This window comes from Mycobacterium sp. NPDC003323, assembly GCF_053589535.1.
This window is the reverse complement of sequence record NZ_JBSFSB010000006.1, coordinates 1-13,598: the sequence shown is the minus strand read 5'-3', so window position 1 is coordinate 13,598 and position 13,598 is coordinate 1. Positions and strand designations below refer to the sequence as shown.

The following is a 13,598-nucleotide window of genomic DNA, read 5'->3' as shown; positions in this document are numbered from 1 at the left end:
TCAGCGAGCCCGCGGGTGCGCCCCGGCCCACACCTCGCGCAGCGCGTTGACCGTCACCAGGGTGTAGATCTGGGTGGTGGTGACCGAGGCGTGCCCCAGCAGTTCCTGCACCACGCGCACATCGGCGCCGCCCTCGAGCAGATGAGTGGCGAACGAGTGCCGCATGGTGTGCGGCGACACCGCCGACGCGATCCCGGCCGCCGCCGCCGCATCCTGAAGTACCTGCCAGGCACTTTGCCGGGACAACCGGCCGCCGCGGGCATTCAGGAAGATCGCCGGGGTGCCCTTGCCGCGGCGGGCCAACTCAGGACGACCGCGCACCAGGTAGGTGTCGATGGCGCTGATCGCGGGCCGACCGACCGGGACCAGCCGGTCCTTGCCGCCCTTGCCACGCAGCAGCACCGACCGGTACTCGGTGTCCAGATCGTCGATGTCCAGACCGACGGCCTCGGAGATCCGGGCGCCGGTCGAGTACAACAGCTCCAGCATGGCCCGGTTGCGCAGACTCAGCGGCCCGTCGGATTCCCGATCGCCGCCGGCGGCCTCCAGCAGCGCCAGCACCTCGTCGACGGACAGGCTCTTGGGCAGCCGCCGCGACGGCGTCGGTGGTTTGACCGCACGGGCGACGTCGATCTCGACGACGCCCTCGGCGGCCAGGAAGCGGTGCAGGCCGCGCACCGCGACCAGCGCGCGCGCCGCCGAGACGGCCGACAAGGCGACGACGCCGTGGTCCGGGTCCCCCTTGCGCAGAGCGATCAGGAAATCGCTGACATCGGTCTCACCGACCGCGCGGGCGTCGACGATGCCGCGGCCGACCAGATGGTCGGCGTAGCGACGCAGATCGCGCCGATAGGAACTGATGGTGTTGGCCGCGACCCCGCGTTCGATGGTCAGGTGGTCCAGGTATCCCTGCACCTGCTCGTCGAGCGCACCGGTCGCGGTCGTCACGCTCGGTCCTGCCGGGCGGCGAACGCGCGAGGCCGATCGGCCCACGGCGCATCCGCCGGTCGCAGCGCGGACCAGTCCGCGGCCGCATGGGCGGCCAGAATCCCGGCCACGGCAAGCGAATTGACGATCTCACCGGACAGCACCCGCTGCACGGCCTCGGGCAGCGGCACCCAGTCCAGCTGCAGGTCGGCCTCTTCGTCATCGGCATCGGGACGGGTGACCCCGCGCAGGCCGGTGGCCAGGAACACCCGCACGCTCTCGTCGCTGAAGCCGGCCGCGGAGATCACGTCGACCAGCACCGCCCAGTTCTCCGCGGCCAGCCCGGCCTCCTCGCGCAGTTCCCGGGCGGCGGTGTCCACGGGCGGTTCGCCGTTGATGTCGAGCAGACCGGCGGGCAGTTCCCACAGCCGCCGCCCGACCGGGTGGCGGTATTGGTAGACCATCGCGATCCGGTCGTTCTCGTCGACCGCGACGACCGCGACCGCACCGAAGTGCTCGACCACCTCGCGGCGGGCGACGTTGCCGCCCGGCATCTGCACATCATCGATGCGCAGCGCGAGGATCTTGCCGACGTGCGCCGTCTCGCTGGCGCGCGTGACGAACTCGTGCTCAGCCACGCTGGGCTGGCTCGTGTGACGGCTGCCCGGCATCCTCGTTGCGTTCGGCACCGTTGGTCCGCGCGAAATCCTCCAACGGAAGCCGTTCGGCGGCCTTGTAATCCAGCGCGGCGCCGATGAAAGCGGCGAACAGCGGGTGCGGACGGGTGGGCCGGCTCTTGAGCTCCGGATGGGCCTGGGTGCCCACCAGGAACGGATGCACATCGGCGCCGTACTCCACGAACTCCACCAGATGCCCATCCGGAGAGGTGCCGGAGAACTTCAGACCGCTCTCGGCGATCCGTTCCCGGTAGGTGTTGTTGACCTCGTAGCGGTGCCGATGCCGCTCGGACACCTCGGTGGCGTCATAGGCCTGAGCCACAATCGATCCCGCCTCCAACACCGCCGGGTAGGCGCCCAACCGCATGGTGCCGCCGAGGTCGGCGTCACCGGCGACCGCGTCGAGTTGATCGGCCATAGTCGCGATCACCGGGTCCGGGGTGTCCGGATCGAACTCGGCGGAACTGGCCTCGGTCAGGCCGACCGAGCGGGCCGCCTCGATGACGATGCACTGCAACCCCAGGCACAATCCCAATACCGGGATCTTCTGCCGCCGGGCGAGCCTGATCGCGCCGATCTTGCCCTCGATACCCCGGATACCGAAGCCACCAGGGATCAGGATGCCGTGCACGTCGGCCAGCGCGGAGGTCGCACCGGCGTCCAGTTCGCAGTCGTCGGAGGCGACCCAGCGCAGTTCCACCTTGGCGTAGTGCTTGAAGCCGCCGGCCCGCAGCGCCTCGGCGACTGACAAATAGGCGTCGGACAGGTCGATGTACTTGCCCACCAACGCGATCCGCACCGTCTCGCGTGGCTCGTGCACACGCTGCAGCAGATCGTTCCACTGCGTCCAGTCGACGTCGCGGAACGGCAGGTTGAGCTTGCGCACCACATACGCGTCGAGTTCCTCGCGGTGCAACACCTTGGGGATGTCGTAGATGGACGGCGCGTCGGGGGTGGAGATGACGCCGTCGATGTCCACGTCGCACATCAGCGCGATCTTGTTCTTCAGGCCTTCGGGCACATCGCGGTCGCACCGCAGGATCAGCGCGTCCGGGGTGATGCCGATGCTGCGCAGCGCAGCCACCGAATGCTGGGTGGGCTTGGTCTTGAGCTCACCGGAGGGGGCGAGGTACGGAACCAGGGACACGTGCAGGAAAAAGCAGTTGTCCCGGCCGACCTCGTGGCGGACCTGTCGGGCGGCCTCCAGGAAGGGCAGCGACTCGATATCACCGACGGTGCCGCCGATCTCGGTGATGACGATATCGGGCCGGTTTCCCTGCGGGTCCGGGTCGGCCATCTCCAGGATGCGGCGCTTGATCTCGTCGGTGATGTGCGGGATGACCTGGACGGTGTCGCCCAGGTACTCGCCCCGGCGCTCCTTGGCGATCACCGTGGAGTACACCTGTCCGGTGGTGACGTTGGCCGAACCGGACAGGTCGCGGTCCAGGAAGCGCTCGTAGTGCCCGACATCGAGGTCGGTCTCGGCGCCGTCCTCGGTCACGAACACCTCGCCGTGCTGGAACGGGTTCATGGTGCCGGGATCGACGTTGAGGTATGGGTCGAGCTTCTGCATCGTCACCTGCAGCCCGCGCGCGGTGAGCAGCTGGCCGAGGCTGCTGGCGGTCAGTCCCTTACCGAGTGAGGACGCCACACCCCCGCTGACGAAGAGGTGTTTGGTCGCGGTCTGCGGGTGCTTGCGTAACGAGGGCAAAGACGCCAACCTCCGTGGTGATGGGGCAAGTAGGGCCTGCCGACCCACGGAAGTTCACCTTAACACCAGCACCGACATGCTGATACTGACGCGCCCGAGCCGGTGGCGGGAACCGCTCGTCGACTACTGCGGGACGGTGACCGACGTCGCACCCTGGCCGATGCCGTAGCGGCCGGGTTGCCCGCCGCGCAGCAGGTCGCCGAGCGCCAGCGCGGTGGTGATCCGCCCGGATTCGGCGCCGATGTCGTCGACGGTGGTGACCGCCGCGGCCAGGGCCGCGTCCGACCGGGTCACCGCGACCGCGGCGGTGCCCGACGCCGAGCCGTCGCGGCCGGCGAGCACCGTTCCGCCGCCGTGCGGCGCGAGCGCGGCGGCGAACCGGGCCACGGTGGCGCCGCGATTTCCGGCGTCGTCGCCCAGTGAGCCGCCGGTGACGATGACGGCGGTGTCGGCCGCGCCCACGGTCTCCCCGTCGTAGGTGATGAAACCGGTGTCGCGCAGGGTGGCCAGCACGATGTCACGCTGATCGTCGGGCACCGCGGGGTCCTTGCCGGTCAGCAGCGCGATCCCGAGCAGATCACCGGCCTGGGAGCCCTGGTCCACCGAGGTGGTGGACAGCTGGCGCCCGGCCGGCACGATCGGCGAGTTCACCACCGACAACAACTTCTCCGATGAGTTGGCGTCCACGAATTGCGGTGTCAGCGTGATGGTTCCGGAGACCGCCGCGCCACCGGCGGTGACCAGTCGGGCCACGGCCTCGACATCGTCGTCGGCAGCGTCGGGAGTGCGAAAGATGACCACCGACTTCTCGCGCAGCGTGTCACGCAGGATGCGCGGCGCCATCAATGCGTCGAATTCCCCTGCCGCGCCGAGTTTTTCGTTCAGTTCGTTCTTCTCGTCGGTGAGCACTTCGATCTCGGTGCGCAGATCCGCCTTGTCGCTGCGCAACCCCGACAGCACGGTGTCGGCGAACAATCCCGACCCCAGGACCACCCCGACGGCCAGCGCGAGAAAGACCGCGGCCAGCGAGATGGCATGCGAGCGCAGAGAAATCACAGCGAGCTCCCGTCGGTTCGAACTGCTAGGCGACCAGGCCCTGGACCCAGAGCAGGAAGCGGTTCCAGTAGTCGACCACCCAGTCGATCACGGTGGCGTCGGTCTGGGTGACCCACAGCGCGACGATGATCGCCACCAGCATGGCCAGCACCAGTAGCGCTATCGCACCACCGGAGACCCTGCTGCGGTACAGCGTGGCGACCGCCTTGGCGTCGACCAGTTTCTCGCCGACCTTGAGCCGGGTGAGGAAGGTCGACGGGTTGCTCTGCTGGCGTGAGCGGTCGAAGAACTCCTCGATGGTGGCGCTGTGACCGGCCGTGACGATCAGCGACGCGCCGTGGTGGTGGCACAGCAGCAGGGCCAGATCGGCGGCGGATCCGGCGGCCGGGAATGTCATGGCTCCCACCCCGAGGTCCTGGATGCGTTCCAGACCGGGCGCGTGTCCGTCGGCGTCGGCGGGTAGCACGACCTGGGCGCCGCTGCGCAGGGCATCAGTGCTGATGCTGCTGGGATCACCGACGATGAGCGCCGGCCGGTAGCCGCCCTTGCGCAACAGGTCCGCGCCGGCGCCGACGCCGACGAGGACGGGCTGGTACTCCTTGATGAACGGTTTGAGCGCCTTGAGATCGTCGGCGGCGGACGGGCCCTCGGCGACGACGACCACGTGCCTGCGGTCCATGTCGACATCGATGTCCGGAATGCCCATACCGTCGATCAGCAACGGACTCTCGCTGCGGATGAACTCGATGGTGTTGCCGGCGAAGGCTTCCAGGTGCGCGACCAGTCCGCTCTTGGCTTCCACCATGAGTTCGTGGATCTCCAGATCGGTGCGCTCGGTGCCGAGTCCGATCCGGCGGTCACCGGAGTACACGCCGCCGTTGTTGAGCCGGATCTTGGCGCCGTCTTTGATCTTCTTGAAGACCTCGGGCCCGGCCTCGTCGATCAGCACGATGCCGTTGGCGACCAGCACCTCGGGGCCGAGGTTGGGGTAGCGCCCCGAGATGGACGGCGAGGCGTTCACGACGCCGGCCACCTCCGCCTCCACCAACGCGTCGGCCGTGATGCGATCGAGGTCCTGGGCGTCGAGGACGACGATGTCGCCCGGACCGATGCGGCGAAGCAATCGGTCGATGTCGCGGTCAACGCGGGCAGTACCGATGACGCCCGGCTTTGAGCTGGCATTTCGCGATAGCAACGCTGACATCTTCATGGGGGCGATTCTGGCGCTTAACCCTCAAGTTGAGGTGGAGGCGCGCCGTAACATCTGTCCCAGGAGTTTTCATTTGTCACAACTGCAACACCGAGTGCGTCTCAATTGCGCTTCGCCGCGGTGCCCGATTCGCGGCCCGCCGCGGTGCCCGATTCGCGGCTCGCCGCGGTGCCCGATTCGCGGCTCGCCGCGGTGCCCGATTCGCGGCTCGCCGCGGTGCCCGATTCGCGGCTCGCCGCGTAGTGCCGCGCGGCCTTCGCACGGTTGCCACACGTGGTCATCGAATGCCAGCGCCGGGTCCCATTCTTCGACGTGTCGAGGAACCACAACACGCAGTGCTCATGCGCGCACTGTTTGATCCGGCCGGGGTTCTCGGTCAGCAGTCGCAACAGATCATCGGCGGCCAGCCAACCCGGCAGCCATTCCGGCCGCGGCACGTCGGCATCCTCCTGCGGTCCACTCCGCGTCAGCGTGCGCCGCACGCGCCCCTGATCCAGCACGGCGTTCAACGCGTCCATCGCTGCCGCCGACCCCTCGGACACCATCCGCAGCACCGCGTCTCGGGTCTGCACGAGGGCGACCCGGGTGTTCTCGTCGGCGCGGCAACGATCCGCCAGACCGTTGGTGGCCAGCCAACACCGCAGCCCCCCGACGTCGGTGAGCAGATCCTGCACGCCGTCGGGCGACATCCAGTTGGTGTTCAACAGGTCCAGCGCGAGGGGTTCGCCGACGTGCGGGCGCGGATCACGCATACCTCATGGTACGTCACTAACCACCGTAAGAGACTTTGATGGTTGACAGCGCCGACCGGCCAGCCTAACCTTCAAATGTCACTTCAACAGTTATACGGAGGATCTGATGACCACCACCGTCGGCCCACGCCTGGCTCCCGGACACGTCGGCCTCAACGTCACCGATCTCGATCGATCCGTCGATTTCTACCGGCGCGCGTTCGGTTTCGACGAGTTGAGCCGCAGCGAGGAAGGCGGCCGCCGGTTCGCCTTCCTGGGTTCCGAGGGCACCTTGCGCCTGACGCTGTGGCAACAGAGCGACGGCGGGTTCTCCACCCGCACAGCCGGTCTGCACCATCTGTCGTTCCAGGTCGACAGCATCGAGGACGTACGCACCGTGGAGGCGGTGCTCAAAGATCTGGGCACGACCTTCGCGCACGACGGGGTGGTGGCGCACTCCGAGGGCAGCGCGTCGGGCGGCATCTTCTTCGTCGATCCCGACGGCATCCGACTGGAGGTCTACGCACCGGCCGGCGCCGAGGCCGAACCGGCACCCACCGGCGAAGCACCCTCCTGCGGCTTCTTCTGAGCCGTCGTGACCGTCTATCACGCGGGTGAGCTGGAAGTGCAGCGACGCCTGGGCCAGAGCGAGATCGCCGCACACCTGGGCCGCATAATTCGTGACGAAATTCCCGATGCCGCAGCGGCTTTCCTCACCGAGCAGCCGATGGTTGTGCTCGCGGCCGCCGACGACGAGCAGCGGATCTGGGCCGGGATGGTGACCGGCGCACCCGGTTTCGTGCATGCCGACGACGGCACGATCGGCATCGACGCGCTACCCGTCACGGGTGACCCACTGCGTGCGGCACTGACGGCCACGCCGAGGCAGGTCGGGATGATCGCCGTCCAGCCACAGACCCGACGCCGCATGCGGGTCAACGGAATCGCCGCACCCTCCGGCGCCGGCCTGCTGATCCATCCCGACCAGGTGTACTCGAACTGCCCGAAGTACATCTCCCGCAGACATGTCGAGACCGCCCGGACGGTCCTCGCGCCCCCGGCGATGCGGCGCTCGACCGATCTCGGCGCCGACGCCCAGACGATGATCGCGGACGCGGACACCTTCTTCATCGGGTCCGCCGATCCGCAGGGCAACGCCGACGCGTCACACCGCGGCGGCAATCCCGGCTTCCTGCAGGTCCTCTCGCCGACCCGGCTGCGCTGGCCTGATTACCGCGGCAACTCGATGTTCATGACGTTGGGCAACATCCTTGCCAATCCCCGCGCGGGTCTGCTCGTCCCGCATTGGCGCACCGGAACGACACTGCAGCTCACCGGAACGGCGCGGATCATCTGGGACGGCGCCGACAGTGGGCCGGGTGCGCAGTGCTCGGTGCAGTTCGACATCGACGAGGCGGTGGAACTCACCGGCGCCAGCCCGCTGCAGTGGAGCGATCCGGAACTGTCCCCGGCCAATCCCGGCTGATCGACTATTCGGCGCGATCGCGCTGCGCGGACTCCCACAACTCGCGCGCGTGGGCCCGGCCGCTGTCGGTGTCCCCCAACCCGGCCAGCATGCGGGCCAACTCGGCCACCCGGTCCTCGTCCTGCAGGCGCTTCACCCGACTGGACTTGGGTCCGCTCTCGACGACCAGATGGGTGTCGGCGTAGGCCGCCACCTGCGGCAGGTGGGTGACGACGATGACCTGGTGGGTGCGGGCCAGTCGGGCCAGTCGTCGCCCGATCTGCACCGCCGCGCGACCACCGACACCGGCGTCCACCTCATCGAACACCATGGTCGTGCCCGCATCCGATGCCGACAGCACGACTTCGAGAGCCAGCATCACGCGCGACAATTCACCGCCGGAAGCGCTCTTGGCCAGCGGAAGCAGTTCGGTGCCGCGGTGGGCGGCGAAGCCGAACTCGACGCCGTCGACGCCGTCACGTCCGGCGTGCACCACCGTGCCGTCGGCCAGTGTCACCGGCGCGGAGTCGTCGGCGCGCGCGGGTATCGGTGCCACCGCGATGCCGAAATCCGCCCCGGTCATCGCCAGGCCGGCCAATTCGGCCGACACCGCCTTGGACAGACCCTTGGCCGCCTTGGTGCGGGCCTTGGTCAGATCGGCCGCCGCGGCCACCACCTTGGCGTGCAATTCGTCGACGCGGGCCTGCAACCCGGCCAGTGCCTCCTCGGAGACGTCCAGCTGCGCCAGCCGCGCACGGGACTCGCTCGCCCACGCCAACACACCGTCGATATCGGGGGCGTACTTGCGGGTCAGGCCGCGCAGTTCGGCCTGGCGCGCCAGCTTGGACTCCAAGGTGCTTGCATCGCTGGGCAATTCGGCCAGGAAGTCGCCGAGCTCGGTCGACACGTCACCGATCACGGCGAGCGCCTCGACCAGCCGCTCCCCCAGTGCCTGCAATGCCGAGTCATCGGTGCCGCTCAGCGCGGCCTTGGCCTGTGCGACACCGTTGGACGCCGACGCCGATTCGGAACCGTCGTCATCGATCGGTCCGGCCAGCCAGGAACGCGCCAGCACGGCGGCCTCGCGCAGTGCGTCGAGTTCGGAGAGCCTGCGGATCTCACCGACCAGGGTTTCGTCCTCACCGGGCTGCGGGTCGACGGTGTCGATCTCGTTGAGGCCGAAGGTCAACCGGTCCGACTCCAGCGCCAGCTCGCGGGCCCGCTCGGTGCGGTCGGTCAGATCACGGCGCGCGGTCAGCCACTGCTCGCGCACGGCGCGGTACTTCGTCAGCGAACCGGTCACATCGGCGTAGCGGTCCAGCGCCGCGCGCTGCTCGTCGGGCCGCATCAGGCGCAGTTGATCATTCTGGCCGTGCAGGGCCAGCAGTTCGTTGGTGAACGTACTCAGCGATTTGGCCGGCACGCTGCGTCCGCCGAGGTAGGCGCGCGACGGGCCCTCGCGATTCACCGAGCGGGCCGCGATGACGCTGTCATCGTCATCGCGTTCGGCCCCGGAGGACTCCAGGATCTCGTCGACGCGGCCGGCCACATCGGCCCCGACCTCGGTGGTGCTGAAACGGCCTTCCACCACGGCGCGGTCGGACCCGGTGCGCACCCGGGTGGCATCGGCGCGGGCACCGCCGAGCAGATGCAGGCCGGTGACCACCATCGTCTTGCCGGCCCCCGTCTCACCGGTCAGGACGGTCAGGCCACGGTCGAATTCTGCGGTCGCCGAGCTGATCGCACCCAGCGACTCGATTCGGATCTCGGAGAGCACTACTGACCGCGCCATCCCTTGACCGGCAGACGGAACTTGCGCACCAATCGATCGGTGAACGGTGCGCTGTCCAGGCGAACCCACTTCAACGAGGTCCCGCACCGCGTCACCTCCAGGCGCGCGCCCGCCGGCACCGACATCTTGCGCCGGCCATCGCAGAACGCGACCGCATCATGACCGTCGGCCTCGACCTCGATCGCGATCGACGCGTCGGGGCTGGTCACCATGGGACGGGCGAATAACGCGTGAGCATTGTTGGGCACCACCAGGATCGACTCGAGATCCGGCCACAGGATCGGGCCACCGGCGGAGAACGCGTACGCGGTCGAACCGGTCGGGGTGGACACCAGCACGCCGTCGCAGCCGAACTGCGATACCGGACGACCGTCGACCTCCAGCACCACACCCAGCACGCCGAGGCGAGGACCCTTCTCCAGGCTGGCCTCGTTCAGCGCCCACCCGCGGTCGCGCACCTCACCGTTCACGCGGACGGACACGTCGAGGGTCATTCGCTGCTCGACCCGGTAATCGCGGGCGATGACGTGCTCGAGCACGGTGTCGATGGCCTCGGCCTCCGCCTCGGCAAGGAAGCCGATCCGGCCCAGATTGATTCCCAGCACCGGTATCTCGACATTGCGGGCCAGTTCGGCGGCACGCAGGAAGGTGCCGTCGCCGCCGAGCGCGAGAACCAGCTCGCACCCCTCGGCCGCCTGCTCATCGGCGTCGACGACCTCGATGTCGACGCCGAGGGCCCGCATCTCATCGGGCGCCAGATGCAAGGTGCCGCGGTCGACGGCCTCGGCCGTCAGCACCCGTAGCCCGATGCCGTGGTCACCGAGCACCTTCTCCACCCGCCGGGCGGTTTCGGTGGCCTCTGCTCGCCCGGTGTGCACGACCAGTAGCACTGTGCGTTCGCAGGTCATTGCGGCCCTTCGTCGATCGCTTGCTGGACAGCTCGTTCGAGTTCCTCACCCACCAGCGCGTCATCGGTCTCGGCGCGCAAACGCAGGAAGAACTCGACGTTACCCGACGGACCCGGAAGCGGGCTGGCGGTGACAGCCACTGTGTGCCAACGCAATTCGGTTGCCCGCCGCGCGACGGCGAGGACCGCCTCGGCGCGCAGCGCCGGATCCGAGACCACACCGCCGGCGCCCACCCGGTCCTTGCCGACCTCGAACTGCGGTTTCACCATCGGGACGATATCGGCATCGGATGACGCGCACGCGGTCAGCGCAGGCAGCACGGTGGCCAGCGAGATGAATGACAGGTCGGCGACCACCAGATCGACCGGCCCTCCGATCGCCTCCGGCGTCAGTGTGCGGACGTTGGTGCGTTCCAGCACCTGCACTCGATCATCGGACCGCAACGACCAGGCCAGCTGTCCATAGCCGACGTCGGCGGCCACCACCTCGGCGGCGTCACGGTCCAGCAGGACCTCGGTGAATCCGCCGGTGGATGCGCCCGCATCCAGGCAGCGACGGCCGGTGACCGGCACGGCGAAGGCATCCAACGCCCCGATCAGCTTGTGCGCGCCGCGCGACACCCAGACCCGCTCGTCGGCGGCGACGGTCAACTTGGCGTCCACCGAGACCGTGGTGGCCGGCTTGGCGGCCGGCATCCCGTCAATGTGAACCCGGCCGGCGCCGATCAGCTCGGCGGCCTGTTGGCGCGAACGTGCCAGTCCGCGCCGCACCAACTCGGCATCCACCCGCGCCCGCCGCGTCATCGGCTCAGCGCTCCCGGGTCGCGTCGCCCCGGCCCTCCACCGATTCCAGCGCCCGCACCAGCAGGTCGTGCGCTTCTTCCAGGCGGGCCGCGACGGCGTCGATGTCGGCATCCTCCAACCCGCCGGACTCGACGTCCGGCAGGTCGGCCAGCAGCGCCGCGATACCGGCGCAGATCTGCTCAGGATCGGTACTCATACTGCTGATCACGCTAGCGGATGCGGTCAGCTCAGCAGCGACCAGCGTTGCAGTCCCGTCCGCGCGATGTCATCGCCGGCGGCGAGGCTGACAGCGCCGCCGGCCGCCCACACCGCGTGCGCGGTGGCCCGCACGATACTCAGCGGATCATCGCCGGTATCGAAACCCGCGGACCGGACGGTGACCGTCGAATCGTCGGTGTCGATCTGCCAGGCCGGATGGGCGGCGATACGCAGCGCATCGCTATCGGTGTGCAGCGAGCGCAGATCCTCGGCCAAGAAGTCCGGTCGGCTGCCGGGGGCGGCGTGCAGCATGTCGGCGGCGTTGTTGACCCCGGTCAGCACCATCAGGCTGGGCAGTCCCGCGGCGTTGGCGCCCTCGATATCGGTATCGAGGCGATCCCCGACCACCAACGGCGTGCTGAACTTCCCGCGTGCGAGCGCGTCGTTCATCAGACTGGGCGCCGGTTTGCCGGCAACCTGCGGATCGCGGTCGGTGGCGGTGCGCAGCGCGGCGACCATCGAGCCGTTGCCCGGCAGCAGGCCGCGTTCCGACGGAAGCGTCCGGTCGACGTTGGCCGCGACCCACAAGGCGCCGGCGCGGATGGCCAGGGCGGCCTCGGCGAGCTGGGCCCATCCGGTTTCCGGGTTGTGTCCTTGCACGACGGCCACCGGCTGTTCGGCCATCGTGCGCACCGGGGTGAGCCCGACGGCGCTCACCTCGGCGGCCAGCGAGTCCGTTCCCACGATCAGGACGGCCGATCCGGCGGGCAGCTGGACGGCCAGCAGCCGCGCAGCGCTCTGAGCACTCGTGACGACATCCTCTGCGTGCGCGGAGAATCCCAGCTCGCACAGGTGGCCGGCCACCTCGGCGGCCGACCGGGAAGCGTTGTTGGTGACGAACAAGGCGCGTGACGGTACCGTGGCCAGGCTGTCGACCGCGCCGACGGTCGGTTCGTGTCCCCGGAAGACGGTGCCGTCGAGATCCAGGAGCAGGCAATCGTGCTCCTGTGCCAGCGTCCCCATCTCAGGTCAGCTCGGCGAGTCGTTCTTCGGCGTCGGTGACGCCCTCGACATCGGCGGCCGCGGCGTTGATGAAAGCCTGCACGGCTTCCTCGGAGCGGCCCAGCGCCAGCAGCGTCTCGGCATAGGTATAGAAGAGCCGGGCACTCGTCGGTCCGATACGGGTCGGATCCAACGGCGGGCTGGACAGGATCGCCAGGGCCTGCTCGTGCTGGCCCAGATCGGATCGCGCCCCGGCCACCACCATCCGCAGCTCGTCGGCATCGTCACCGCTGAGTTGTTCGGCCTCGGGGCCGCGAGCGAGCTCGATGGCGCGTTCGGGCCGGCCCACGCCGCGTTCGCAATCGGCGATCAGCGGTAGCAGGACCGACTTGCTACCCATCCGCCGGGCGGCCCGCAGCTCGGCGAGCGCCTGAGCCCAGTCACCGCAGTAGTAGGCGGCGATACCGACCGCTTCGCGGACCGCCGCGATTCGCCCGGACCGTGCACGGGCTGCGCGGGCGTGGGCGAGGGCGGCTTCGGGATCCTCGTCGAGCAGTTCGCCGGCGGCGACCAGATGACGGGCCACGACGTCGGCGGTCGACTTGTCGAGGGTGATCAGTTCGCCCCGGATCTCCGGTGCGAGCTGCTTGGCTTCGATGTTGGGAGGGATACGCGGACCCGTTGGCCGCTGTTCGTCACCCTCATGCTGGGGCTGTTCCCGACGGCTGCGATTGGGTCCCGACGTCCGCGGCGCACCGGTCCGGTCTCCGGAGCCGCGCCGCGGTCCGCCGTTACGGTCGAACCTCGCGCCGCCGGCGCGCTGGCCGTCGCCCGTGCCCCGACGCGGGCGCCGTTCGTCGCCGCCGCCTTGTCTGTCCTGGGCCACTGTCGCCTTCCTGATCGTTCACACGTCCGGAGCAAAGGATAGCCGGGCGACGGCCATTCGCGACACTCGCCGACGAAATAGAAATGGTCGATAAATGGAATTACCCCCCACGATAAACGTGGGGGGTAATTCTAATGTGTGTTCGGCGGTGTCCTACTTTTCCACCCTGTTGGGTAGTATCATTGGCGCTGGTAGGCTTAGCTTCCGGGTTCGGGATGGGACCGGGCGTTTC

At 68.9% G+C, this 13,598-nt stretch carries 13 protein-coding genes, 1 rRNA gene and 1 pseudogene; 2 read left to right on the top strand and 13 right to left on the bottom strand.

The genetic code is table 11. From position 1 onward, the window contains the following. The 6 genes and pseudogenes from xerD to ACWDUN_RS15830 all read right to left on the bottom strand — a co-directional run. Complete coding sequence (xerD, locus tag ACWDUN_RS15855; protein WP_449930226.1) at positions 1-948, bottom strand: site-specific tyrosine recombinase XerD; 948 nt, start codon at positions 946-948, stop codon at positions 1-3. Then, positions 945-1,565 (bottom strand): NUDIX domain-containing protein, encoded by a 621-nt coding sequence (locus ACWDUN_RS15850; protein ID WP_449930224.1) that lies wholly within the window; start codon positions 1,563-1,565, stop codon positions 945-947. Before ACWDUN_RS15850 ends, xerD begins: the two co-directional genes overlap by 4 nt. Next, positions 1,558-3,315, bottom strand: a complete 1,758-nt coding sequence (locus ACWDUN_RS15845) for a CTP synthase (protein WP_449930222.1) — start codon at positions 3,313-3,315, stop codon at positions 1,558-1,560. The genes ACWDUN_RS15850 and ACWDUN_RS15845 overlap by 8 nt, the downstream gene beginning before the upstream one ends. Before the next feature lie 123 nt (positions 3,316-3,438). Continuing rightward, complete coding sequence (locus tag ACWDUN_RS15840; protein ID WP_449930220.1) at positions 3,439-4,371, bottom strand: copper transporter; 933 nt, start codon at positions 4,369-4,371, stop codon at positions 3,439-3,441. 25 nt (positions 4,372-4,396) lie between these two features. Continuing rightward, the gene (gene steA / locus ACWDUN_RS15835; protein ID WP_449930218.1) at positions 4,397-5,581 is read right to left on the bottom strand and encodes a putative cytokinetic ring protein SteA; all 1,185 of its coding nucleotides are present in this window, start codon (positions 5,579-5,581) and stop codon (positions 4,397-4,399) included. A 236-nt stretch (positions 5,582-5,817) separates the two neighbouring features. Then, positions 5,818-6,333, bottom strand: a pseudogene (locus ACWDUN_RS15830) (CGNR zinc finger domain-containing protein); the annotation flags it as partial. 106 nt (positions 6,334-6,439) lie between these two features. Here ACWDUN_RS15830 and ACWDUN_RS15825 point away from each other — a divergent pair. Together ACWDUN_RS15825 and ACWDUN_RS15820 are read left to right on the top strand one after the other, a co-directional pair. Then, a complete protein-coding gene (locus ACWDUN_RS15825; protein WP_449930216.1) occupies positions 6,440-6,901 on the top strand; it encodes a VOC family protein in 462 nt (153 codons plus the stop codon). Between the two features lie 6 nt (positions 6,902-6,907). Then, complete coding sequence (locus ACWDUN_RS15820) at positions 6,908-7,798, top strand: pyridoxamine 5'-phosphate oxidase family protein (protein ID WP_449930214.1); 891 nt, start codon at positions 6,908-6,910, stop codon at positions 7,796-7,798. Positions 7,799-7,802: 4 nt separating this feature from the next. Here the strand turns inward: ACWDUN_RS15820 and recN are convergent, their stop codons facing one another. The 7 genes from recN to rrf all read right to left on the bottom strand — a co-directional run. Beyond that, positions 7,803-9,554, bottom strand: a complete 1,752-nt coding sequence (recN, locus tag ACWDUN_RS15815; RefSeq protein WP_449930652.1) for a DNA repair protein RecN — start codon at positions 9,552-9,554, stop codon at positions 7,803-7,805. Beyond that, positions 9,554-10,477: an NAD kinase gene (locus tag ACWDUN_RS15810; protein WP_449930212.1), complete on the bottom strand. Its 924-nt coding sequence runs from the start codon at positions 10,475-10,477 to the stop codon at positions 9,554-9,556. Before ACWDUN_RS15810 ends, recN begins: the two co-directional genes overlap by 1 nt. Beyond that, positions 10,474-11,280, bottom strand: coding sequence for a TlyA family RNA methyltransferase (locus tag ACWDUN_RS15805; protein ID WP_449930210.1), 807 nt, complete (start codon positions 11,278-11,280; stop codon positions 10,474-10,476). The genes ACWDUN_RS15810 and ACWDUN_RS15805 overlap by 4 nt, the downstream gene beginning before the upstream one ends. A gap of 4 nt (positions 11,281-11,284) precedes the next feature. Further along, positions 11,285-11,476, bottom strand: a complete 192-nt coding sequence (locus tag ACWDUN_RS15800) for a hypothetical protein (RefSeq protein ID WP_449930208.1) — start codon at positions 11,474-11,476, stop codon at positions 11,285-11,287. A 26-nt stretch (positions 11,477-11,502) separates the two neighbouring features. Then, entirely contained in the window at positions 11,503-12,501 is a 999-nt protein-coding gene (locus tag ACWDUN_RS15795) for an HAD-IIA family hydrolase (RefSeq protein WP_449930206.1), read from the bottom strand. Position 12,502: 1 nt separating this feature from the next. Beyond that, positions 12,503-13,366, bottom strand: coding sequence for a tetratricopeptide repeat protein (locus ACWDUN_RS15790; protein ID WP_449930204.1), 864 nt, complete (start codon positions 13,364-13,366; stop codon positions 12,503-12,505). A 140-nt stretch (positions 13,367-13,506) separates the two neighbouring features. Continuing rightward, positions 13,507-13,598, bottom strand: a 5S ribosomal RNA gene (rrf, locus tag ACWDUN_RS15785); the annotation flags it as partial.